Source organism: Streptomyces sp. SCUT-3, assembly GCF_014083985.1.
Taxonomy (GTDB): Bacteria; Actinomycetota; Actinomycetes; order Streptomycetales; family Streptomycetaceae; genus Streptomyces_H; species Streptomyces_H thermolineatus.
The window spans coordinates 1,530,001-1,553,454 of the sequence record NZ_CP046907.1 but is presented as its reverse complement, the minus strand read 5'-3'; the positions used below and the strand labels follow the sequence as shown (position 1 = coordinate 1,553,454).

At 70.2% G+C, this 23,454-nt stretch carries 20 protein-coding genes and 1 pseudogene (1 of these 21 only partly in view); 14 read left to right on the top strand and 7 right to left on the bottom strand.

Features of this window, described 5'->3' with window-relative positions; translation table 11 throughout:
* Positions 1-57 precede the first annotated feature (57 nt).
* The 4 genes and pseudogenes from GQS52_RS06695 to GQS52_RS06680 all read left to right on the top strand — a co-directional run bounded on the left by GQS52_RS06695 (position 58) and on the right by GQS52_RS06680 (position 3,427).
* Positions 58-510: a S8 family serine peptidase gene (locus tag GQS52_RS06695; protein WP_182312314.1), complete on the top strand. Its 453-nt coding sequence runs from the start codon at positions 58-60 to the stop codon at positions 508-510.
* A pseudogene (locus tag GQS52_RS06690) lies at positions 414-1,370 on the top strand (S8 family serine peptidase); the annotation flags it as partial. The gene GQS52_RS06695 and the pseudogene GQS52_RS06690, both read left to right, overlap by 97 nt.
* Positions 1,371-1,624: 254 nt before the next feature.
* Positions 1,625-1,840 carry a hypothetical protein gene (locus GQS52_RS06685; RefSeq protein ID WP_182312312.1) on the top strand — a complete coding sequence of 72 codons (216 nt, stop codon included), beginning with the start codon at positions 1,625-1,627 and terminating at the stop codon, positions 1,838-1,840.
* Positions 1,841-2,113: 273 nt separating this feature from the next.
* Positions 2,114-3,427 (top strand): S8 family serine peptidase, encoded by a 1,314-nt coding sequence (locus GQS52_RS06680; RefSeq protein ID WP_182312310.1) that lies wholly within the window; start codon positions 2,114-2,116, stop codon positions 3,425-3,427.
* 287 nt (positions 3,428-3,714) lie between these two features.
* Here GQS52_RS06680 and GQS52_RS06675 read toward each other — a convergent pair whose 3' ends face one another.
* The 4 genes from GQS52_RS06675 to GQS52_RS06660 all read right to left on the bottom strand — a co-directional run bounded on the left by GQS52_RS06675 (position 3,715) and on the right by GQS52_RS06660 (position 6,748).
* Positions 3,715-4,644: a cytochrome c biogenesis CcdA family protein gene (locus tag GQS52_RS06675; protein ID WP_182312308.1), complete on the bottom strand. Its 930-nt coding sequence runs from the start codon at positions 4,642-4,644 to the stop codon at positions 3,715-3,717.
* A complete protein-coding gene (locus GQS52_RS06670; protein ID WP_182312306.1) occupies positions 4,641-5,441 on the bottom strand; it encodes a thioredoxin domain-containing protein in 801 nt (266 codons plus the stop codon). The genes GQS52_RS06675 and GQS52_RS06670 overlap by 4 nt, the downstream gene beginning before the upstream one ends.
* 48 nt (positions 5,442-5,489) lie before the next feature.
* Positions 5,490-6,182: a hypothetical protein gene (locus GQS52_RS06665; protein WP_259370630.1), complete on the bottom strand. Its 693-nt coding sequence runs from the start codon at positions 6,180-6,182 to the stop codon at positions 5,490-5,492.
* 95 nt (positions 6,183-6,277) lie between these two features.
* Positions 6,278-6,748 (bottom strand): hypothetical protein, encoded by a 471-nt coding sequence (locus GQS52_RS06660; RefSeq protein ID WP_182312304.1) that lies wholly within the window; start codon positions 6,746-6,748, stop codon positions 6,278-6,280.
* A 361-nt stretch (positions 6,749-7,109) separates the two neighbouring features.
* Here GQS52_RS06660 and GQS52_RS06655 point away from each other — a divergent pair, with 361 nt between their 5' ends.
* Positions 7,110-7,925 (top strand): hypothetical protein, encoded by an 816-nt coding sequence (locus GQS52_RS06655; RefSeq protein ID WP_182312301.1) that lies wholly within the window; start codon positions 7,110-7,112, stop codon positions 7,923-7,925.
* Between the two features lie 332 nt (positions 7,926-8,257).
* Here the strand turns inward: GQS52_RS06655 and eccCa are convergent, their stop codons facing one another.
* A complete protein-coding gene (gene eccCa, locus GQS52_RS06650; RefSeq protein ID WP_182312299.1) occupies positions 8,258-12,208 on the bottom strand; it encodes a type VII secretion protein EccCa in 3,951 nt (1,316 codons plus the stop codon).
* A gap of 247 nt (positions 12,209-12,455) precedes the next feature.
* Between eccCa and eccD the strand changes: the two genes are divergently transcribed.
* The 6 genes from eccD (at position 12,456) to GQS52_RS06620 (ending at position 19,673) form a co-directional block, all read left to right on the top strand.
* Positions 12,456-13,934 carry a type VII secretion integral membrane protein EccD gene (eccD, locus tag GQS52_RS06645; protein ID WP_182312297.1) on the top strand — a complete coding sequence of 493 codons (1,479 nt, stop codon included), beginning with the start codon at positions 12,456-12,458 and terminating at the stop codon, positions 13,932-13,934.
* Between the two features lie 191 nt (positions 13,935-14,125).
* Complete coding sequence (gene rpsO, locus GQS52_RS06640; RefSeq protein ID WP_182312295.1) at positions 14,126-14,416, top strand: 30S ribosomal protein S15; 291 nt, start codon at positions 14,126-14,128, stop codon at positions 14,414-14,416.
* Positions 14,417-14,773: 357 nt separating this feature from the next.
* Positions 14,774-16,999 (top strand): polyribonucleotide nucleotidyltransferase, encoded by a 2,226-nt coding sequence (locus tag GQS52_RS06635; RefSeq protein WP_182312293.1) that lies wholly within the window; start codon positions 14,774-14,776, stop codon positions 16,997-16,999.
* On the top strand, positions 16,996-18,390 hold the full coding sequence (locus tag GQS52_RS06630; protein ID WP_182312291.1) for a pitrilysin family protein: 1,395 nt from the start codon (positions 16,996-16,998) through the stop codon (positions 18,388-18,390). The genes GQS52_RS06635 and GQS52_RS06630 overlap by 4 nt, the downstream gene beginning before the upstream one ends.
* Positions 18,391-18,462: 72 nt before the next feature.
* Positions 18,463-19,215 (top strand): 4-hydroxy-tetrahydrodipicolinate reductase, encoded by a 753-nt coding sequence (dapB, locus tag GQS52_RS06625; protein WP_182312289.1) that lies wholly within the window; start codon positions 18,463-18,465, stop codon positions 19,213-19,215.
* A gap of 5 nt (positions 19,216-19,220) precedes the next feature.
* Positions 19,221-19,673, top strand: a complete 453-nt coding sequence (locus GQS52_RS06620; protein WP_182312287.1) for a tetratricopeptide repeat protein — start codon at positions 19,221-19,223, stop codon at positions 19,671-19,673.
* Between the two features lie 161 nt (positions 19,674-19,834).
* Here the strand turns inward: GQS52_RS06620 and GQS52_RS06615 are convergent, their stop codons facing one another.
* Positions 19,835-20,380 carry a hypothetical protein gene (locus tag GQS52_RS06615; protein ID WP_182316259.1) on the bottom strand — a complete coding sequence of 182 codons (546 nt, stop codon included), beginning with the start codon at positions 20,378-20,380 and terminating at the stop codon, positions 19,835-19,837.
* Positions 20,381-20,439: 59 nt separating this feature from the next.
* Entirely contained in the window at positions 20,440-20,682 is a 243-nt protein-coding gene (locus tag GQS52_RS06610) for a hypothetical protein (protein WP_182312285.1), read from the bottom strand.
* A gap of 237 nt (positions 20,683-20,919) precedes the next feature.
* Between GQS52_RS06610 and thyX the strand changes: the two genes are divergently transcribed.
* From thyX to GQS52_RS06595, 3 genes are all read left to right on the top strand, one after another.
* On the top strand, positions 20,920-21,666 hold the full coding sequence (gene thyX / locus GQS52_RS06605; protein WP_182312283.1) for an FAD-dependent thymidylate synthase: 747 nt from the start codon (positions 20,920-20,922) through the stop codon (positions 21,664-21,666).
* A gap of 285 nt (positions 21,667-21,951) precedes the next feature.
* On the top strand, positions 21,952-22,851 hold the full coding sequence (dapA, locus tag GQS52_RS06600; RefSeq protein WP_182312281.1) for a 4-hydroxy-tetrahydrodipicolinate synthase: 900 nt from the start codon (positions 21,952-21,954) through the stop codon (positions 22,849-22,851).
* Positions 22,852-22,959: 108 nt separating this feature from the next.
* A protein-coding gene (locus tag GQS52_RS06595) for a ribonuclease J (RefSeq protein WP_182312279.1) crosses the window boundary here: on the top strand, positions 22,960-23,454 show its 5' end (the start). It continues 1,191 nt past the right edge of the window; 495 of the gene's 1,686 nt are visible here — the first part of the coding sequence; the start codon lies at positions 22,960-22,962; its stop codon lies beyond the right edge, outside the window.

The window sequence follows — 23,454 nt, the reverse complement described above, 5'->3', positions numbered from 1 at the left end:
GAGCGGAGATGCGGCTTTCTCGCTGCGTTCTAATCGGTTCACGAAAGGAAATAAAAGATGACCTTCGGTCGATCGCTTCGTTCTGCGGGTAGCGCGTTCTTGGCAGGCTCTTTGATTTTTCTCGCGGCGCCTTCCGCTGCGGCAGACCTGGTGAGGCAGAACCAGTGGGTACTAGAAAAATTGGAAGCGGAAAAAATTTGGGAGATTTCACAGGGTGAAGGTGTGACGGTAGCTGTCATCGATGACGGGTTCGACACGAAGAACCAAGACCTTCGCGAAAATCTGTTGAAGGGTAAGGATTTTGTCGATGGAGGTTCTGTGGACCCTGCGGAGGGTGATGTCCACGGAACTGACATGGCCTCCATTATTGCGGCACACGGCCATGGGTCGCAGGGAAGAGACGGAGTCAAAGGGCTCGCACCAAAAGCAAAATTCTACCTATCCGTAGCGATCTTTCTTCGGGGTGGGCGGATTCAATCTACTACGCGGTTGATCAGGGGGCTTCCGTGATCAATATTTCGGTATGGTCTTCCAGGGGAAGTTCCCAAGATGCTGAAGCCATGGCTTACGCGCTTGAGAAAGATGTGTTGGTGGTGACTGCCAGCGGCAACGAGGGAGAATCTGGAAGCATTGGCTACCCGGGTTGGTATCCGGGTGTTCTGACGGTTGGCGCAGTTGACGAGGAGGGGGAAATTTGGAGTAAATCAAATTACGGCTCAGAGGTGATGTTGACTGCTCCTGGGGTTGGAATTCTCACACCCAAGGCTGGGAATTCCGGATCTGCCTATCACGTATCTGACGGCACGTCCAGTTCTGCGGCTCATGTCTCCGCCGCTGCTGCACTGATCCGCGCTAAATATCCTGACCTGACCGCAGGACAGGTTGTGAATCGATTGACCAAGACTGCTGGACTTCCGGATTCGGCGAAGGGTACCTCCCTCCCGGACGAAAAGTATGGTTACGGTTATATTCGGCCGCTGGCTGCGTTGACCGAGAATATCCCGGCCGGTTCGAAGTATGGGCCGTTGAAGGTGCCGGAGTCACTGCAGTCGTCTTCTCCGGAATCCGGATCCGGAGGTGACAGCGGTTCTGATTCGGGGGCAGGGTCCAACAACACTTTGAAGCGAATCCTGGTGTTCGTGGTTGCACCGGTCTTCCTGCTGTTGGTCGTCGTAACGATCGTCTTCGTGATTGTCAGGATTTTTCGTCGGAAAAATAACAGAACGCAGACCGAAAGCGGCTGGCATGGGAGCCAGCAGGGGCAGCCATCGCCGTACGGCCAGGCGGTGCCTCCCGGGAACACGGGCGGGTTCCCGCCCCAGCAGCAGGGATCAAATCAGAACCAGTCGTCGGGCCCCTGGGGGCCGTAGAAGCGGCCGAGTGAGGGAAAGCAAAACGTCACGAGCCTGCGCAGTCGTCTCCTGGGCGGACCCGTTCCTATAGGGCTCCGCTCCGGTACAGAAGTCTGTGGATCCTGCTTTGATTCCTTGCCACTGCCTGACCGCGGATATGGAGACGTGCGGACCGTCGTTCACCGTGGGACACATGTCGCTACTGGAACACTCCGGAGACGATGCAGTGAGGTACCGAAGCTCTCGGCAAGTACAAGCCGATCATCGACAACATGGAGATGTTCAGCACTTTGAATAGTGCCGACGAATTCCTCGGCGACAGCGGTGACTGCAGCAGTGACAAGGCCTTCGAGGCGGACCTGGGCAATGTCAGTACCGAGGACGCGCTGGAAAATCATTACGAAGTCCTCGTTCCCGGAGGAGTTTCGGGAGGCTCAGCCGGCGGCGTGGTGACCGAAGATGCGGGTTCCAGCCTCCGGGAGAGCTGACGGTGGAGGGATTGTCGGTGGTGGGACTGCGGGCCGGAGCGGTGCTGCCGGGGCACGACATGGGCTGGCCCCCAGCGGACCCGAGAGACGGCACAGGGCGAGGGAGGTGCCCGCTCGGCCTGGTGGCCCGACCGGAGGACGAGGAGACCTGGGCAACACAACGCAACGTGGCTCCCCGAGTGGTCGATAACTGATCGCTGAAGAGTCCGCACGGAATTAATGGGGGTGTGGCGTATGGGCCGCACCCCCACTTTCTTGGGAAAGGATAATGTCATGAATCTTTTGCGAACGGTGCGCATTGTAAGCAGTGCGACCCTGTCGGGAGCGCTACTTCTTGCTTCGACTGCTCCTGCGAGCGCGGACAGAGTAAGGCAAGATCAATGGGCGTTGGATCACTTCCAGGCGGAGAAGGTGTGGGAGATCTCGCAAGGAGAGGGGGTCACGGTAGCTGTAATTGATATCGGATTTGAAGTAAATCATCAGGATATTTCACAAAGTCTCCTTGAGGGAAAAGATTTTGTTGACGGTGGATCGGTCGATCCTGAGCAGGGCGAATCACACGGAACGGGAATGGCTTCAATTATTGCAGCTCATGGACACGGCCTGGGGGGTGGTGATGGAGTTAGGGGACTTGCGCCGAAGGCAAAAATCCTACCAGTCAGAATAAAGGCATCGGGAAACCTGGCGGATCCCATTATTTATGCAGTGGATCAAGGGGCTTCCGTGATCAATATTTCCTTGGGGGGCTCGGGGAAGACGCAAGAGGAGGAAGAGGCCGTCGCTTATGCTTTGAAAAAAGACGTCTTGGTGATCAATGCCAGCGGGAACGATGGAGAGCCTGGATTGATTGGCTATCCGGGTAAGTATCCGGGCGTTTTGACCATTGGCGCGGTTGGGGAGAGGGGTGAAATTTGGGAAGACTCCAACTACGGTCCAGAAGTTTTGCTGACTGCTCCTGGTGTTGGGATTGTTTCCGCTGGAGGGAATTCTCCTGGGGCTTACTATCACAAGGGCAATGGAACCTCAAGTTCGGCGGCCTATACCTCTGCTGCTGCTGCATTGGTTCGTGCCGAGTATCCTGACCTGACCGCAGGCCAGGTGGTGAATCGACTGGTGAAGACTGCTGGTCTTCCGGAGTCGACGAAAGGCCTCTCTCTCCCAGATGAGAAGTACGGTTACGGGTATATCCGACCGTTGGCTGCATTGACGGAAAATATCCCGGCGGGCTCGAAGTACGGACCGCTCAAGGTTCCGGATTCTTTGGACTCTTCTTCCCCGGAGGCCGAGGCCGAGGTCGAGGCCGGATCCGGGTCCGGAACGGACTCCAGCAACACCCTGAAACGGATCCTGGTGTTCGTGGTCGCGCCTGTTTTCCTGCTGCTGGTCGTCGGCGTGACCGTGTTCGCGGTTGTCAGGTCTTCCCGGCGCAAGAAGAGGAGTGCCCCGGTCGGAGTCGGCTGGGGAGAAGGGCCTCAGGCACAGCAGCCTCCGTACGGTCAGCCGATGCCCCCCGGGAACGCGGGCGGGTTCCCGCCCCAGCCGCAGGGACCGAACCAGAACCAGCCGTCCGGCCCCTGGGGTCCGTAGGGGCGGGCGAGGAGAAGAGAAGAAGAGAAGCATCACGGGCTCGCGCGGTCACCTTCCGCGTGAGCCCGTCCCCGTAGGCCTCCGCCCTTGTGGGGACAGGGCCCAGGGCGCCTCGGGACCCTACTGTCGGGCACGTTCACCCCAAGGGACGTTCGCCCTCTCGTCCGGGGAGTGGGCCGCCTTCCTTGCTTGCCGCCGGCAGGCAGGAGACCGCTGGCTGAACTCCGCGGACGGAGAGGTGCCCCGCCGCCGGACCGTTCGAGGGCCGGCAGCGGGGCGGGTTCGGGTCAGGCGTGATCGGCGGCCCCGTCCCTCGCGATCGTTCCGGCCGCCCCGGAGGTTTCCTCGGGACAGTTCTTGACCGCTGTCCCGTCCTTGTCTCCGCCCGAGTCGGGTGCGGACCGGTGGGGACGGAGAGCGAGCAGTGCGACGGCGAGCGCCGCCGCGCCCGCCACGGTGAGCAGCACCGCGGTGTCGGAGACGCCTGAGGCTGCCGTCCTCACCCACCGTTCGACCGCGTACTCGGTGTCCACACCCATCACTCCCGGCAGCGCGGAGGTTCCGTCGAAGACCAGGAACATCACGCCGAGGAGGACGAAGAAAGCACCGGACAGCAGGGAGGTGGTGTGCAGTCGCAGCGGTCCCGCCTGGAACCCCCGGCCGCGCAGCCAGCGCCTGCTCCCCAGGCGGAAACGGTCCCAGACCAGCGCGAGCAGGAACATCGGGAAGGCCATTCCCAGGGCGTACACGGCCAGCAGCGCGCCCCCGTACCAGGGGTTGCCGCCGACGGCGGCCACGGTCAGCACGCTGCCGAGGACGGGGCCGGCGCAGAATCCGGCCAGCCCGTAGACCGCGCCGAGTGCGTAGACCGACCACGCCGACGAGGGCCTGATCCGGGAGGCCGCCTCCTGCATGCGGCGCGAGCCGAAGCCGAGCCCCAGTATCTGGAGGATGCCCAGCGCGACGACCGTCCAGCCGCCGACGGCCACCAGCAGGTCGCGGTTGCCGTAGAACAGCCGTCCGGCGAACGAACCGGCCGCGCCCAGGGGCACCAGGGTCGTGCACAGTCCGGCGTAGAAGAAGACGGTGCGACCCAGGAGCCGTGCCGGGGAGCTGAACGAGTAGGCGAAGAAGGCGGGCAGGAGCAGCGCACTGCACGGGCTGAGGAGCGCGAGCAGCCCGCCGAGGAATGCGGCGAGGTAGCCGATGTCGGTCACTCGGCCGCCTCCTCGCCGGTGTCCTTGCCCGCTGCCTTCCCGGACCCCTGAGCCGCCTTGGCAGCGGACTCGATGGCGGCCTCGAAGGTCTCCAGGGGCTGCGAGCCGAGGATGGGCTGCGAGTTGACCAGGAACGCGGGGGTGCTGGTCACTCCGAGGCGGTAACCCTCCTCGGAGTCAGCGGTGACGAACGCGCCCGCCTTCTTGCTCTTCATGTCGGCACAGAAGCGGTCGATGTCGGGGACGCCCGCCTCCCGGGCCATCTTCTCTACCTTGCCGGGGGCGAACACCCCGCTGTTGCGCTTGCGCTCCTCGGAGTAGACGACGTCGTGGAACTGCCAGAACCGGTCCTGCTGAGCGGCGGCGTACCCCGCGCGTGCGGCGTTCTCGGACTCCTCGCCGAAGAGGGGGAAGTGGCGCCATTCGATGCGCAGGGTGCCGTCCTCGACGTACTTCATCAGCTCGGGCTTGGTGTCCCGGGCGAACTTCCCGCAGAACGGGCACTGGAAGTCGGAGTACTCGATCATCACCACGGGCGCGTCCGCGCGTCCCACGGCGTGCGGGTCATCGGCGTCGCGACGGGCCAGGGCGAGCAGTTCGGCGTCCTGCTCGGAGGGCGGCTGGGCTTCGGGAGTGGCGACGGTGGCGGCCGGCCCGCCGGAGGCACCGGACGTGTCCTTGTTCGCGGTGGCCACGGCGGAGACGACACCGAGGACAAGGGCGACGACGAGGACGGCTGCGGCGGCGGCGATGCCCCGCCTCCTGCTGGTCCTGTCGGCGGAGGTGTTGCTGGGCATGGGAATGCTCCTGAAGAGACGGAGAGGACGAAGAGTGTGGGGCGGGGTTCAGTTGCCGGTCGCGGAGACGCCGACCGCCGGCTCGGCCGGCTCCGTCGCCCCCCGGGCTCCCGCGGGAGCCGCAGTGCCCGCCGTACCCGCCGCGACTGTCGGCCGTACGGGGCAGGCGACCTCGCCGGACAGCCGGCGCACGGCGGCCACGCCCATGAACAGCACGGACGCAACCGCGATAACCGGCTGGACCGGGGCCCAGACGGTCATCGCCCCGGACGTGCCGAGCAGGACCAGCACGACCTTGTTGCACACCGGGCAGCCGACGGCGAAGAACGACAGCACCCCTCCGACGGCACCCAGGCGGGACGTGCCACGGTCGTCGCCGTCGTCGTCACCGTCGCTGCCCTCGGGGCGTTCGCCGTTGCCGCCGTCGAAGCGTGCCTCTGCTCCGGTGTACGGGGTGCGGACGTAGGTGGCGATCACGATGCCGCCCAGCACGGCGGTGGCGACCAGAGCCGGGTAGTTCCACCACTGGACGGGGACCTCCCGGCCGAAGAGCGGGCTGGGGATCACCGCGGTGGGGAAGCCGACGACCGCAGCGGTCAGCAGTGCCCCGCCGGCGGCGGCGAGCCACCGGGCGGCAGGCCACGCCCGCAGGGCGGTGGCGGCGGATCGCAGGGAGCCGCGGACGGCGGCGGCCGCCCGCCCGGGCGCACGCCCGGGCGGGCGCGGGACGGCAGAGGGCATGGGGAAGTCCTGTTCTGTCGGATCGGTCGGCGGGCCGGCACGCGCCGTACGGGGCACCCGGTTGTTGCGGGGCGGTACGGCACGCGGCGGCTCCGCTAGATCCGCAGAACGGACAGGCGGGTCAGGTCCGGCGCCGGGGGCGCAGGACCGATGTGCCCGGTGACGTGGTGCCGGACAGGAGCGGGGCGGGAGGGACAGGGCTCTGCGGCCGCCGGGTGCGCCGTGTCGGATCCGGCCCAACGCGGGTTCGAGGGCCCTTCGGTGGCCCCCGGCTTCTTCGAGCAGTTGGCGCTCGTACGGGTGTCGGCGCCTTCCGTGCCGACGCCTTCCGCTGCGGGGATCTCGGTTGAGGCCTCGACCGCCGTCCGGGTGAGGTCCTGGAGGGACACGGCCACCGGCGCCGACGCACGCAGGGCCGCTTCCGGCCCGGTGGAGTTGCCGCTGCCCGGGTGCAGGCGCACGCAGGCGAAGGCGGCCAGGGCGAGCAGCGCCAGTACCAGCGTCTGCACGAGCAGCCCTCGTGCCGCGGGCGCGGGCAGCGCGCGGGCAGTCCGGCTGCGGGCCATGGGCGCGGGCGTCCTTCCGTGCACGGGGTGCGGGGCGTCCCCAAGTATTCCGCCCCACCATACGGGAGGGGCGACGACGGGGAGAGGGCACATCGGCCCGGCACCCGGTGCTTCCCGTCTACCGGCGCGTTCGTCCCTGCGCAACTCGCCCGGCGCCGTCCGGGGGGACGACAGGTCGTTGACGGGGGGAGCGGAAGGCCCCGACCGCCACTGATCGTTCCCGGCGACGTCCGAATACGATCGACCGGCCCAATTTCCTTCAATGGAGGAGGACTTCGGGCAACAGGCCAGGGACTCGGGATGCGAGGCCGATTCCGCGCATTTGCAGGCGGCAGAGACCGGACTGCGCACCGTGCCGGCCGTGGAGCAGCGCAAGGAGCAGGTGGCCGGGGACGCCGAGGCGTCGGCGAAGGCTGCTGGAACAACTACAGGGCGCCGAGAAGATACGAGAACGGCCCGGCATCAAAAAGTCTGGAGCTTTGGTGGAGCAGGTTACTCCGGGCGGACCGGAGCCGTCTCCACAGGTTTCCGGTTCGGCGGGGCCGGGAGCGGTGGGGCCGGACGCGAGGGGGCCGGGAGCGAGGGGACGGGGTCCGCCGCATCCGGCGGCGCGTCGGAGAAGACGGTCCCCTGCCTGCTACTGGCGACGCCGTGGGGCGAAGAGGCCCCGTTCGTCATCGAGTCGTACGCGGCGGCGGAGACCGCGGCGGCGGTGATCGGTCCCGAGGACGCCTGGCTGTACCTCAAGCGCAGGCCGGAGTCGAAGCCCTCGGACGGCGGTGACACCCCGCAGGCGCGGTTGCGCGAGAACCGGGCGGACGTCCGTGCCGTGCTGATCGGTGACGGCGGATGGCTGCTGCGGGGCCTCCTGCCCACCCCGGCGGCGCTGGCGCTCCTCCCGCGGACGCAACGCCCCGTCACCGATCCCGCGTACCGGGTCCGGGAGATCGACCTGCACCGGGCGTGGCCCGCGCTGCTGCGCGCCCCGGCCCTGCTGTGCGCGGGGATCGTGCTCGTGGGGGTCGCGGGCTGTCTCGTCCTGCCGCAGACCGTCCCGCACCTGGTCTCGTGCGGCGTGGCCGTCGTCGCAGGCCTCGCCTACGACAACGCCTACCGTTCCTACCGCAACGAAGAGGCGCCCCGGCCTGCAGAGGAACCCTCCCTCGAGCCGCGCTAGGAACCCCGCGGAAGAAGACGCCGGGCACTGCGCACTGCGGTGCATCCGGGAAGGCTGTGCACCCGGACCGGACCGAGGCCGCACCCCGGCCGGGGTGCGGCCTCGGTCCGGTCTTACGGGGCCGCAAGGCCTCAGGGAGATGCGGCTCCGCGGCTCAGAAGGCCCTGCCCCGGCGCCCGGGTACCCGGCCCGCACATCATCGCCCGGGCGGCCGGAGCGCCCGGGGAGGGCAGGAAGGCGGAAACGGAAACGGAGGGGGTGGGGCGGGCCCGTACGGGCCCGCCCCACCCCCTCCGTCGTCACGTCACGTCATGTCACGGGCGCGGGGCTGCTCAGCGCTCCGGCAGGTAGCCGGTCTGCACCAGCTGCGCGCCGCGGCGGCGGGTCACGAACGATCCGCGTCCCGGCGGCATGGCCGACGCCCGCACGTTGCCCATCAGCTGGCCCTCGTTGGAGTCGCCGGACAGGATCACGCCCTGCGCGCCGAGCTCCTTGATGCGGGTGAGGACCGGCTCGAAGGAGGCGCGGGAGGCGCCGGAGGAGCTGCGCGCCAGGATGATGCGCAGGCCCAGGTCGCGGGCGAACGGCAGGTACTCCATCAGCACCGACAGCGGGTTGCCCATGGAGGTGGCGACCAGGTCGTAGTCGTCGATGAAGATGAACGCGTCCGGCTCGTTGTACCAGCTGCGGTTGCGCAGCTGCTCCGGGGTGACGTCGGACCCCGGCATGCGGCGGCTCATCGAGCCGGCGAGCGACTCCATGACCTCCTGCAGCTGCGGCCCCGAGGCGCAGTACTTGTACATGTGGCTGTCGGGGACCTGTCCCAGCAGTGCGCGCCGGAAGTCGGAGACCACGAACAGCGCCTTGCTCGGCTCGTAGCGCTCGGAGACCTGCTTGGCGATCAGCCGCAGCAGCGAGGACTTGCCGGACTCGCTCTCGCCGTAGATGACGAACAGCGGGTCGGTCTCGAAGTCCACGAACACCGGCGAGAGGGTGAGCTCGTCGACGCCGATCGCGACGCCGCGGTCGGCGAAGTCCCCGCCGCCGGGCAGCTCGGAGGCCGGGAGCATGGTCGGCAGCATCCGCACCGGCGGCGCGGGCTGTCCGGGCCAGTTCTCGTTGACGGTGGCCACCATCTGCGCCATGCCGTCGGCGAGGTCCTCGGCGCTGGAGGAGCCGTCGATCCTCGGCAGGGCGGCCATGTAGTCGAGCTTGTCCGGGGACAGGCCGCGGCCGGGCTTGCCGACGGGCACGTTCTCGGCCCGCTTGCGGTCGAACTCGGACTCCATCGCGTCGCCCAGGCGCAGCTCCAGCCGGGTCAGGACCTGGTCCTTCAGTGCCGGGCGGAGCTCGGTGTAGCGGGTGGCGGTCAGGATCAGGTGGATGCCGAAGCCGAGGCCGCGGGTGGCGATGTCGGCGATGACCGGGTCGAGCATCTCGTAGTCGGTCTTGAACGTCGCCCAGCCGTCGATGATCAGGAAGACGTCGCCCCAGGCCTGGTCCGGGTAGTGGCCGGCGGCCCGGCGGGAGCGGAAGGTGCCCATCGAGTCGACGGAGTTGGCCCGGAAGAACTCCTCGCGGGCGTTGAGGATGCCGTGCACCTCGGCGACGGTGCGGCGGACCTTCTCGCCGTCCAGCCGGGAGGCGACTCCGCCCACGTGTGCCAGGTTCTGCAGCGCCAGCATGCCGCCGCCGCCGAAGTCCAGGCAGTAGAACTGCACCTCGCGCGGGGTGTGGGTGAGCGCGAAGGAGGTGATCAGGGTGCGGACCAGGGTGGACTTGCCGGACTGCGGGCCGCCCACGACCAGGGCGTGGCCGGCGGAGCCGGAGAAGTCGCTGTAGAGCACGTCGCGGCGCTGCTCGAACGGCTTGTCCACCAGGGCGACCGGCACGGTCAGCTTGCCGGTGGCGGTGTAGCCGTCGGCGTGCAGGCCCCGGTCGGCGTCGACCGTCAGCGGCGGCAGCAACTGGTCGATGCTGGGCGCCTCCTCCAGCGGAGGCAGCCACACCTGGTGGGCGGGCGGGCCCTGCCCCTCCAGGCGGCGCACGATCACGTCCAGCACGGTGTCGGCGAGCGCGTCGTCGATCTGCGAGGAGACCTCGCCCGGGGCCGGCTCCTCGAGGATGCGCAGCGGCACCGGGGAGGCGGTGAACAGCACCGGGGACCGGTCGATCCGGCCGCCGCCGGGCGCGACCGCCCCGGAGGAGCGGTAGGTGCCGGAGACGTAGGCGGCCTTGAACTGCACCATCGTCTCGGTGTCGTACTTGAGGTAGCCGGCGCCGGGCACGTTCGGCAGGTGGTAGGCGTCCGGCACGCCGATGGCGGTGCGCGACTCGGCGGCGGAGAAGGTCCGCAGGCCGATGCGGTAGGACAGGAAGGTGTCCAGGCCGCGCAGCTTGCCCTCCTCCAGGCGCTGCGAGGCCAGCAGCATGTGCACGCCCAGGGACCGGCCGATGCGGCCGATCTGGATGAACATCTCGATGAAGTCCGGCTTGGCGGCCAGCAGCTCGCTGAACTCGTCGATGATCAGGACGAGCGACGGCAGCGGGTCGAGCGGCGCGCCGGCCGCGCGGGCCTTCTCGTAGTCGGTGATGTTGGCGTAGTTGCCGGACTGGCGCAGCAGTTCCTGGCGCCGGTTGAGCTCGCCGGTGATCGAGTCGCGCATGCGGTCGACCAGGGTCAGCTCGTCGGCCAGGTTGGTGATGACCGCGGAGACGTGCGGCATGCTGCCCATGCCGGTGAACGTCGCACCGCCCTTGAAGTCCGCCAGGACGAAGTTGAGCGTCTCGGAGGAGTGGGTGACGGCCAGGCCCAGCACCAGGGTGCGCAGCAGCTCGGACTTTCCGGAGCCGGTCGCGCCGACGCACAGGCCGTGCGGGCCCATGCCCTCCTGCGAGGCCTCCTTGATGTCGAGCATGACCGGCTCGCCGGTCTCGCCCAGGCCGATCGGCACCCGCAGCCGCTCGTGCAGCGAACGGGGCCGCCAGGTGCGGGAGACGTCGACGCCGGCCGCGTCGCCGATGCCCATCAGGTCGGTGAAGTCAAGGTTGGCCAGCAGCGGCTCGTCGGCGTCCGCCGCGCCGAGGCGCAGCGGGGCGAGCTGGCGTGCCAGCGACTCGGCCTGGCTGGCGGACATCGTGTCGGGGACGCCGGTGTACACGCCCGAGCCGGTCTCCAGTTCCAGCTGGCCGGGCCACACCTGGAGGGACAGCGAGCCGCGCATCTCGTCGAGTTCGCCGGGCACCACCTCCAGGATGGTCACCCCCTGCAGGCCCTCCGCGGAGGCGATGACCGAGTCGGCAGGGACGCTGCCGCCGTCGAGCACGATCACCAGGTGCGGGGAGTCCAGCAGCGGCTGCCCCTCCCGGTTGAACCGGGGGCGGCCGTCGAGCTTGTCGTGCAGCAGTTCCTCGACCTCGCCCAGGTCGCTGCAGAACAGCCGCATCGAGCCCGCCCCGTCGGCCTCCTTGTGCTGCATGTGCGGGAGCCACTTGGTCCACTCCCACTCGGCCGCGGCGCCGGGGGCCGCGACGACCGCGACCACCAGGTCCTCGGGGGAGTGCAGGGCGCACATCTGGCCCAGGGCCGCGCGGGTCGTGCCGTAGACGGTGTCCGGGTCCCCGGAGACCGTCACGTGGTAGAAGGAGCGCAGCCCGACGGCCAGCGGCAGGTCGTCCAGCGATCCGTGCGCGGACAGGAACTGCTGCATCGCGTGCGCGGTCAGCGGCTCGAGCTCGTCCACCGGCGCGGTCTCCGGGGCGACCAGCGGGGTCGCCAGCTGCTGCGGCCCCAGGCCGATGCGCACCTGCGCGAAGTCGGGGTCGGTGGAGCGCCGCTCCCACACCCGCGAGCCCTCGGCCACCAGGGCCCACAGCTGCTCCGGGGACGGGTGCAGGTAGTACTGGGCGTCGCGCTGCTTGTGGGCCGTGCGCCGCACCTGCCGCCGTACCTGCGCGAGGTACTTGAGGTAGTCGCGCCGCCCTTCGGCCATCTGTCCCGAGGGCCCCTGGCGGGCCCGCACGATCTGGGCGACGACCATCGCCAGCGTGGAGGCGAGCATCAGCACGCCCATGACCTTCATGAACCCGCCGCCGCTGCCGTTGTTGGCGGGCATGAAGAAGAACGCCGCCGAGGATCCCATGCCGAGCATCGGCAGCAGGTTCATGAGCAGGTTCTGGTCCTCGCCGCGCGGGAGTTCCGGCGGCGCCTCCAGCCGCACCTCCTCACTCGGCACGTCCGGCGGGAGAACCCGCGGCGGGCGTTTGACGACGACCACGCTCACCGATGCACCAGTCCTTCACTCAACTCGCGTTTCGGACCGCCCCCGTGGCGGCGGCCCCCCGTACAGAAGCCACCCATGAAGCTAAGGCAGGCGCCGATCCTACTGGTCACGGGCAACAGGCGTACCGGGCGGGGGAGATGGGGATTGCCGAGGACGGTAAGGTGGCGCATCGCGATGCGCGGGCGTGCCGGACGGATCCGGCGGCCACGCGCCGATAACCCAGCACCGGACGAGGGGGAACCGCCAGGTGAGCACGGTTTCAGCAACCGGATTCTGCAGAGTCACGGTCGCGGCGCCGGACAGCAGAATCGACGTCGCACTGCCTGAGGACGTGCCGCTGTCGGACGTCTACCCGGAGATTCTGAGGCTGTCGGGCCAGGCCCCGGCAGAAGGGGCGCCCACCGGCTACCACCTGGTCCGCCGCGACGGCACGGTCCTCGACCCGGGCCGGTCCCTGGTCGAGCACCGCATCCTCGACGGCGAACTGCTCCTGATGAGGCCGTTCGCCGACTCGCTGCCGCCCGCCGTCTTCGACGACGTCGTCGACGCCGTCGCCTCCGCGGTCGAGACCGACCGGCGCAGCTGGAACGACGGGCTGATGCGCGCCGCCGGGCTGGCCGCCGGCGTGCTGCTGCTGACGATGATGGCCCTGGTGCTGTGGTTCTCCGAACCGTTCAAGCACGACATGCACGGACTGCCCGGCATCATCGCCGGCGCCACCGGCCTGGTCCTGGTCGCCCTGTCCGGCGTGCGCGCCCGGGTCTACGACGACCGCTGGTCGGCGATGGCGCTGGGACTGGCCGCCCTGCCCCACCTGCTGGTGGCGGGCTCCGGCGTCATGCCGCTGTCGGAGGGGGAGGGGCCGGGCCGGCTGCACTTCCTCATCGGCTGCGTCGTGGTGCTGATCGCCTCGGTGCTGCTGGTCGCGCTCCTCCCGCAGGGCGACGCGCCGTTCGTCGCGACGTCCTTCGTCTCCTTCGTCGGGACCCTGGCCACCTTCGTGGCGATCGTCTCCGAGGCGCAGCCGCGCGAGGCCGCCGCGGTCACCGCGGTGACCGCGATCGCCGTCGTCGCCTTCCTGCCCGGCTGGTCGGCCCGCTTCGCCCGGCTGCCGATCGGCTTCCGCTCCCCGGACCAGATCTCCTCCACGCGCAAGCAGCGCGGCCCGGAGAGCGAGCGCGAGGAGGAGGAGCCGATCGACTTCGAGAAGATCACCGGTCAGGCCCGCCGCGGCCACGAGCTGCTCCTCGGCCTGGTCGGCGGGTGCTCCGCGGCGGTCGTCGGCTCGGCCGGCGTCGTCCTCGGCTTCTCCGACAGCGGCTGGGCGCAGGCCCTGGCGCTCGCGGCCGGCATCGCCACCATGATGCGCGCCCGGCTCTTCCGCTACACCGCCCAGGTCGTGTGCCTGATGGGTGCGGGCGTGGCCACCGTCGCCCTCCTCGTGCTGGGCCTGGCGCTCAACCCGCCGGCCGACGCCCTCAAGGAGCTGCTGCTCAAGGGGAACGGGGCCCCGCTGGACATCCGCACCGTGTGGCTGAGCGCGGCCGTCGCCCTCGGCGCCGCCCTGCTGGTGGCCGTCGCCCTGATCGTCCCGAAGAAGGGCGTCACCCCCTTCTGGGGCCGGATGATGGACCTCGCCGAGGGGGCCGTCCTGCTCTCCCTCATCCCCCTCGCGCTGGCGGTGCTCGACGTCTACAACGCCGCGCGCAGCATGACCAGCACCTGACGCCGCGGCCGGGGGCGACCCTCCCGGCCGCGTCGTGCGTCACAACGGCCGTCACCCGACTGGTACTGTGGGTGGCGGTCGTCTGCGTGCCCACAGCCCGCGACGGCCGGATCCTCGTCCGGGTCCGATCAAGTCCCCTGTGAAGAAGACCAGGGGTGCCCGACGAGGTCACGAGAACCCGAGGAGTACGCGTGTCGCTCGACGCCGCAACGAAGAAGCAGATCATGGCCGAGTTCGCCACCAAGGAGGGTGACACCGGCTCCCCCGAGGTCCAGGTCGCGATGCTGACCCGCCGGATCACCGACCTGACCGAGCACCTCAAGACCCACAAGCACGACCACCACTCCCGCCGTGGTCTGCTGCTGCTCGTCGGCCAGCGCCGCCGTCTGCTGCAGTACCTGGCCAAGAAGGACATCACGCGCTTCCGCGCGCTGGTCGAGCGCCTGGGCATCCGCCGCGGCGCCGCCGGCGGCGCCCGGTAGCAAGGGACGGAGGGAGCGGTTCCCGCGACGGGGACCGCTCCCTTCGCCGTACCGGCAGGCACTGCCGTTGCGGCACCCCTTCGGACCGGACCGGATCTTGGCCTCGTGGCGAGGCCCCGGGCCAATTACTCTGGTTCCGAGACGAAGGGCACGGAAGAGGAGGAGCGTCCGCTCCCCTGTACCGACGCCACAGGCGCCGGTCCTCGGTAGTGGCCCCCGGACGGCCCGCGCGAAGCGCGCCCGCCCCCCGGAGGCTTCGATCGAAGACCGGCCCGGCCGGGGACGTCGGGCACAGCGGCAGGGCGCTCCCCTGGAGGGTCCCCGCACGGCGGGGACACGAACGAGGAGATTTTCCCGGTGGAGAACGAGACCCACTACGCCGAGGCCGTCATCGACAACGGTTCCTTCGGCACCCGCACGATCCGCTTCGAGACGGGCCGCCTGGCCCGTCAGGCCGCCGGCTCCGCCGTGGCCTACCTGGACGACGACACCATGGTGCTGTCCGCCACCACCGCGTCCAAGAACCCCAAGGACCAGCTCGACTTCTTCCCCCTGACGGTGGACGTCGAGGAGCGCATGTACGCGGCCGGCCGCATCCCCGGCTCGTTCTTCCGCCGCGAGGGCCGCCCCTCCGAGGACGCGATCCTCACCTGCCGCCTCATCGACCGCCCGCTGCGCCCGTCCTTCAAGAAGGGCCTGCGCAACGAGATCCAGGTCGTCGCCACGATCATGGCGCTCAACCCCGACCACCTGTACGACGTGGTCGCGATCAACGCCGCCTCCGCCTCGACCCAGCTGGCCGGCCTGCCGTTCTCCGGCCCGATCGGCGGCGTGCGCGTCGCGCTGATCAGCGGCCAGTGGGTGGCCTTCCCCACCCACTCCGAGCTCGAGAACGCCGTCTTCGACATGGTCGTCGCCGGCCGCACCCTCGAGGACGGCGACGTGGCGATCATGATGGTCGAGGCCGAGGCCACCGACAAGACGATCAAGCTGGTCGAGGGCGGCGCCGAGGCGCCGACCGAGGAGGTCGTGGCCGCGGGCCTGGAGGCCGCCAAGCCGTTCATCAAGGTCCTGTGCAGGGCCCAGGCCGACCTGGCCGCCAAGGCGGCCAAGCCGACCGCGGAGTTCCCGATCTTCCTGGACTACCAGGACGACGTGTTCGAGGCGCTGACCGCCGCCGTGCGCGACGAGCTCGCGAGCGCGCTGACCATCGCCGGCAAGCAGGCCCGCGAGGCCGAGCTGGACCGCGTCAAGGCGCTCGCCGCCGAGAAGCTGCTCCCGCAGTTCGAGGGCCGCGAGAAGGAGATCTCCGCCGCCTACCGCGCGCTGACCAAGAAGCTGGTCCGCGAGCGCGTCATCAAGGACAAGGTCCGCATCGACGGCCGCGGCGTCACCGACATCCGCACCCTGGCCGCCGAGGTCGAGGCCATCCCGCGCGTCCACGGCTCCGCCCTGTTCGAGCGCGGCGAGACCCAGATCCTGGGTGTGACCACGCTCAACATGCTCCGCATGGAGCAGCAGCTGGACACGCTCTCGCCCGAGACCCGCAAGCGCTACATGCACAACTACAACTTCCCGCCGTACTCCACCGGCGAGACCGGCCGCGTCGGCTCCCCCAAGCGCCGCGAGATCGGCCACGGCGCCCTGGCCGAGCGGGCCCTCGTCCCGGTCCTGCCGACCCGCGAGGAGTTCCCCTACGCGATCCGCCAGGTCTCCGAGGCGCTGGGCTCCAACGGCTCCACCTCCATGGGCTCGGTCTGCGCCTCCACCATGTCGCTGCTGAACGCCGGCGTGCCGCTCAAGGCCCCCGTCGCCGGCATCGCCATGGGCCTGATCTCCCAGGAGATCGACGGCGAGACCCACTACGTGACGCTGACCGACATCCTCGGGGCCGAGGACGCCTTCGGCGACATGGACTTCAAGGTCGCCGGCACCAAGCAGTTCGTCACCGCCCTGCAGCTGGACACCAAGCTCGACGGCATCCCCGCCTCGGTCCTGGCCGCGGCCCTGAAGCAGGCCCGCGACGCCCGCCTGCACATCCTCGACGTGATGCTCGAGGCGATCGACGCTCCCGACGAGATGAGCCCGAACGCCCCGCGCATCATCACCATCAAGATCCCGGTGGACAAGATCGGCGAGGTCATCGGCCCCAAGGGCAAGATGATCAACCAGATCCAGGAGGACACCGGCGCCGACATCACGATCGAGGACGACGGCACCATCTACATCGGTGCCGCCGACGGCCCGGCCGCCGAGGCCGCCCGCGCCACGATCAACGGCATCGCCAACCCGACGATGCCCGAGGTCGGCGAGCGCTACCTGGGCACGGTCGTCAAGACCACGACCTTCGGCGCCTTCGTCTCGCTCATGCCCGGCAAGGACGGCCTGCTGCACATCTCGCAGCTGCGCAAGCTCGCCGGCGGCAAGCGGGTGGAGAACGTCGAGGACGTCGTCCAGGTCGGCGCCAAGGTCCAGGTCGAGATCGCCGAGATCGACCAGCGCGGCAAGCTCTCGCTGATCCCGGTCGTCGAGGGCGAGGACGAGGCCGCGGGCACCACGGAGAAGGACGACTCCGACAAGTGACCCCGAGCACTCCGCGCGAGACGGCCCGCCCCTTCGACGAGGGGCGGGCCGTCCCGCTGCAACGACCGGGCACCACCGTCACCCTGCTGCCCGGCACCGACGGCGCCGGCACGGTGCGGCGCACGGTCCTGCCCGGCGGCCTGCGCGTCGTCACCGAGACCCTGCCGACCGTCCGCTCCGCCACCTTCGGCATCTGGGCGGCCGTCGGCTCCCGCGACGAGAGCCGGGAGCTGGGCGGGGCCACCCACTACCTGGAGCACCTGCTCTTCAAGGGCACCGGGCGGCGCAGCGCACTCGAGATCTCCGCGGCGGTCGACGCGGTCGGCGGCGAGATGAACGCCTTCACCGCCAAGGAGTACACCTGCTACTACGCGCGGGTGCTCGACGCCGACCTCCCCCTGGCCGTCGACGTCGTCTCCGACATGCTCACCGGCTCCCTGGTCCGCCCCGAGGACGTCGAGGCCGAACGCGGCGTGGTCCTCGAGGAGATCGCCATGACCGAGGACGACCCCGGCGACCAGGTCCACGACCTGTTCTCCACCGCCGTCCTGGGCGACACCCCGCTCGGCCGGCCCGTCCTGGGCACCGTCGAGACCGTCGAGGGCCTCACCCGCGACGCGGTCCACGGCTTCTACCGCAGCCACTACCGCCCCGAGAACCTGGTCGTGGCCGCCGCCGGCAACCTCGACCACGACCTGCTCGTCCGGCAGGTGGAGGAGGCGTTCGCCGGGGCAGGGGCACTGCGCGACCCGGACGTCCTGCCCGCCGCCCCCCGGGCCGGGCAGCACAGCCCGGACGCCGCCGGACGGGTGGAGGTGCTCACCCGCAGGACCGAGCAGGCCCACCTGATCCTCGGCATGCCCGGCGTCTCCCGCACCGACGAGCGCCGATGGGCCCTGGCCGTCCTCAACGCGGCCCTCGGCGGCGGGATGAGCTCGCGGCTGTTCCAGGAGATCCGCGAGAAGCGCGGCCTGGCCTACTCGGTGTACTCCTACACCTCCGGCTTCGCCGACTGCGGCCTGTTCGGCGTCTACGCCGGCTGCAAGCCCTCCCGGGTCGGGGAGGTCCTCGGCATCTGCCGGGAGGAGCTGGCCAAGGTCGCCGACAAGGGGCTGCCCGAGGACGAGCTGCGGCGCGCCGTCGGACAGCTGTCCGGCTCCACCGTGCTCGGCCTGGAGGACACCGGCGCGCTGATGAACCGGATCGGCAAGAGCGAGGTCTGCTGGGGCGAGCAGCTGGGCGTCGACGCCATGCTGGACAAGTACGCGCAGGTCACCCCGGACGACGTGCGCGAGGTCGCCCGCGATGTACTGGGCAGGCGTCCCTCGCTCGCCGTGATCGGCGCGCTGAAGGACAAGCAGGCCGCCGGGCTGCACGACGCCGTGGCCTGAGGCCGACCGCCCGCGGCGGCCCGCACGGGGCCGCCGCGGGGCCGGGACACACGAGAAACGAGGAACCGAACCGTGAGCAAGCTCCGCGTTGCCGTCATCGGCAGGGCCGGCCGGATGGGCTCGGAGGCGTGCAGGGCCGTGGAGGCGGCCGACGACATGGAACTGGTGGCCGCCCTCGGCCGCGGCGACGAGCTGCGGACGCTGGCCGACTCCGGTGCGCAGGTCGCGGTCGAGCTGACCCACCCGGACTCGGTGATGGAGAACGTCGAGTTCTGCATCACGCACGGGATCCACGCGGTGGTCGGCACCACCGGGTGGACCGACGAGCGCCTGGCGCGGGTGCGCGGCCTGCTCGCCGACGCCCCCGGCACCGGCGTGCTCATCGCCCCGAACTTCGGCATCGGCGCCGTCCTGACCATGCGCTTCGCCCAGCAGGCGGCCCGCTTCTTCGAGTCCGTCGAGATCGTCGAGCTGCACCACCCCAACAAGGTCGACGCGCCCAGCGGGACCGCGGTGCGCACCGCCCAGCTGGTCGCCGAGGCCCGCCGCGAGGCGGGCCGCGGAGACCAGCCCGACGCCACCATCACCGCGCTGGAGGGCGCCCGCGGGGCCGACGTCGACGGGATCCCCGTCCACGCGGTGCGCCTGCGCGGCCTGATCGCCCACCAGGAGGTGCTCTTCGGCGACGAGGGCGAGACCCTCACGATCCGGCACGACTCGATGAACCGCGCCTCGTTCATGCCCGGCGTGCTGCTCGGCGTGCGGCGCGTGGTGGACACCCCCGGCCTGACCTTCGGGCTCGAGCACTTCATGGACCTGGGCTGACCGCCGTGCGGGCCAAGATCACGTTCTTCGTCCTCGCCGCGGTCCTGGTCGTCTACTTCGTCCTGGTCGGCAGCCGCGGCTGGCTGCTGATCCGCGAGGGGACGCCGCTCACGGTGACCTTCGGCGTCGCGGTGCTGGTCCTGCCGGCACTGGGCGTGTGGTTCCTGTGGCGGACCGTCGGCTTCGCCCGGGACGCCGGGCGGCTGGCCCGGGAGCTCGAGGCCGAGGGCGGCCTGCCCGTCGACGACCTCAGGCGCACCCCGTCCGGCAGGATCGACCGGGACTCCGCCGACGAGGCCTTCGCCCGCCGCAGGGCGGAGGCGGAGGCCGCCCCCGAGGACTGGAGGGCCTGGTTCCGCCTGGCGGTCGCCTACCACGACGCGCGCGACACCCCGCGCGCCCGCAAGGCCATGCAGCGGGCCATCGCCCTGCACGACGGCCGCCCTGTGCGCCGCTGACCCCGGTCCGCGAGCCTCGCACGCCGCCGGTCCCGCACACTGCGGGCCCAGCACGCGGCAGGCCCCCGAACCGCCGGCCCGCCCGTGATCACCACGGGCGGGCCGGCGGTTCGGGGGCCCGCAGGACAGGCGGACGACGGCCGGTGGCTGCCGGCCGGGGCTCAGCGGCCCTGCTCGGCCCAGCCCTCCACCGCGTCGGCCGCCATGTCGAAGGCCTCGCCGCGGCCGAGGAAGTCCGCGTTGCGGTCGGTCAGCACCGCCCTCAGCCGCTCGCCGGAGGCCGTGGTGACCACCACGGCCTGGCCCTGCACGGTGCGGGGCATGCCGAGCCACTTGACCGGCTGCTGCGAGGTGCGGACCGACTCCACCCGCGACCACGGCAGGGTGACGGAGTGCAGCAGGCCCACCTGCCGCAGCCCCGCCTCGTTCACCCAGATGCCCACCCGCACCAGGCGCACCGCCGCCGCGATCACCAGGGCGGCCAGCAGCAGGCACAGCCCGGCCCCGGGAAGCGCCCCCGCCAGGCCGATGATCATGCCGGCGAAGAGCATGTACGAGGCGAGCATGAGGAGCAGGGCCGAGCCCGCGACCCGCCAGGGGCCGGGGCGGTACGGACGCCGCCACCGGTCCTCCGCCTCGTAGGGCAGGACCTCCTCGGCGGCGTGGCTCTGGTGGCTGCTGTCCGTGGACAGGAACGTCAGGGGCACGGTTTCGTTCACCAACGCTTTCCGCGATCACGCCGGATACGGCTGTGTGCGGGAGGCTATCAGCGGCCCCGGGCAGCCTCCTGCTGCGTCCCCGCCGTGCCGCCGTTCTCCCCGGTGTCGAGCGCCGGGACGCCGAGCACGAGGGCGCCGACCAGGCCGGCCACCACCCCCAGCGCGCCCAGGGCGGTCCTCAGGCGCTGTCCGGCCCCCCCCGGCGGCGGGGGAGGCGGGGCGACGTTGCTGCGGAAGCTCTCCGCCTCGGCGACGAAGGCGAAGGGGACGGACTCTCCCCTGCGGGGCATCGGGAACACTCTCCTCGTTCGGAAGACACGGGTCCTGCGACGGCACCCGGGCGGCGTGACGGGGCACCCGCGCCGGGTCCCTGCGGTCAACGTCCGCGTAAGGTGCGCAGTGCCCGGAACCCGCGGCGGCAAACACGGCAAACGCGACAGTCGCCCCGGTCCGTCTAAGCTGGGCGCCGCCCCCGACTCCCCGTACGCCGTCCCCGCGGACGTACGCACGACCAGGAAGGACCGCCGGTGACCGACACCGACACCACGACGCCCGGGAACGCAGCCCGGTTCCGCAGCGACGTGACCGTGGAACTGGTCAAGCACAGCGCCGCGGACTCCGACGTGCTCTGGGCGGCCCGGGTGTCGACCGCCGGCGAGCAGTCCCTGGACGAGCTCGTCAAGGATCCGGAGCGCTCCAGGGGCCTGATCAACTACCTGATGCGGGACCGCCACGGCAGCCCGTTCGAGCACAACTCGATGACCTTCTTCGTCAGCGCCCCGATCTTCGTCTTCCGCGAGTTCATGCGCCACCGGGTCGGCTGGTCCTACAACGAGGAGTCCGGCCGCTACCGCGAGCTGCAGCCCGTCTTCTACGTGCCCGGGGCCGACCGCAGGCTCGTCCAGCAGGGCCGCCCCGGCAAGTACGAGTTCGTCGAGGGCACCGCAGAGCAGCACGAACTGGCGGCCAAGGCCATGGAGGAGTCCTACCGGCAGGCGTACGCCACCTACCAGGAGATGCTGGCCGCCGGCATCGCCCGCGAGGTCGCCCGCGCCGTGCTGCCGGTCGGCCTCTTCTCCTCGATGTACGCCACCTGCAACGCCCGCTCGCTGATGCACTTCCTGTCCCTGCGCACCCAGCACGAGCAGGCCACCGTCCCCTCCTTCCCGCAGCGGGAGATCGAGATGGTCGGGGAGCGGATGGAGCAGCTGTGGGCCGGACTCATGCCGCTCACCCACGCGGCCTACAACGCCAACGGCCGCGTCGCCCCCTGAGGTCCTCCGGTGGCTCCGGGCGCCTCGCCCGGCCGGATCGGGCACCCGGAGCGGGCGCCCGGAGCCGTTCCGGGCCCCCGTGGGCCCGTCACCGCAACGCCGCGGTGTCTGAATTGCGGGCCTATGTGAACCTGGCCTAGGCTGCAGGAACGGATTCCGGTACTGCCTGGACCCCCGAGCAGGCAGTACCGGGGTCCTCGTAACCGCCGCTCCGCCGCACCGCTCCCGCATCTTCGTACTCCCCGATGAGGCACGGCGGGCGGTGCTGCGAGTAGCGTGGGACCCATGGCTCCGACGTCCACACCGCAGACCCCGTTCGGCCGGGTCCTGACCGCGATGGTCACGCCGTTCACCGCCGACGGCGCACTCGATCTCGACGGCGCGCAGCGCCTCGCCGCCCACCTGGTGGAAGCAGGGAACGACGGCCTCGTCGTCAACGGCACCACCGGTGAATCGCCCACCACCAGCGATGTGGAGAAAGAGCAGCTCGTCAGGGCCGTGGTGGAGGCGGTCGGGGACCGCGCCCACGTCGTCGCGGGCGTCGGCACCAACGACACCCGGCACAGCGTCGAACTCGCCCGCCGGGCCGAGCAGGCCGGCGCGCACGGGCTGCTCGTCGTCACGCCCTACTACAGCAAGCCGCCGCAGGAAGGGCTGTACCAGCACTTCACCGCCGTCGCGGACGCCACCGCCCTGCCCGTGATGCTCTACGACATCCCCGGCCGCAGCGGTGTGCCGATCCAGACCGACACCCTCGTCCGGCTCTCCGAGCACCCCCGGATCGTCGCCAACAAGGACGCCAAGGGCGACCTCGGCCGCGCGAGCTGGGTGATCGCCCGCAGCGACCTCGCCTGGTACTCCGGCGACGACATGCTCAACCTGCCGCTGCTGTCCGTCGGCGCCGTGGGTTTTGTCTCCGTCGTCGGCCACGTCGTCTCGCCCGAACTGCGCTCGCTGGTCGAGGCGTACCTGGCGGGGGACGTCGCGAAGGCCACCGAGATCCACCAGCGCCTCCTGCCTGTCTACACCGGCATGTTCCGCACCCAGGGCGTCATCACCACGAAGGCTGCGCTCGCGCTCCAGGGCCTGCCCGGCGGACCGCTGCGTCTGCCGATGGTGGGCATGGGCGAGGAGGAGACCGAACAGCTGAAGAGGGATCTCACGGCCGGCGGGGTACAGCTGTGAACAACAGGCTCGACAACTGAACATCGCACGACGAAGAAGAAGCACCGCACGATGTCACACGCGCCATGTGTCCGGCCGGGCACGTGGCGCGTGTGGTGAGGAGACACTTTGAGCCATCCGCACCCTGAACTCGGCCCGCCGCCGGAACTCCCCGAGGGCGGCCTGCGCATCACCCCGCTCGGCGGCCTCGGCGAGATCGGCCGCAACATGACGGTCTTCGAGTTCGACGGCCGGCTGCTGATCGTCGACTGCGGAGTGCTCTTCCCCGAGGAGGAGCAGCCCGGGGTCGACCTGATCCTCCCCGACTTCAGCTCGATCAGGGACCGCCTCGACAGCGTCGAGGGGATCGTCCTCACGCACGGCCACGAGGACCACATCGGCGCCGTGCCCTACCTGCTCCGCGAGAAGCCCGACATCCCGCTCATCGGGTCCAAGCTCACCCTGGCCCTCGTCGAGGCCAAGCTCGTCGAGCACCGCATCCGCCCCTACACCCTCGAGGTGAAGGAGGGGGACCGCGAACGCATCGGCCCGTTCGACTGCGAGTTCGTGGCGGTCAACCACTCCATCCCCGACGCCCTCGCGGTGGCGATCCGCACCCCCGCG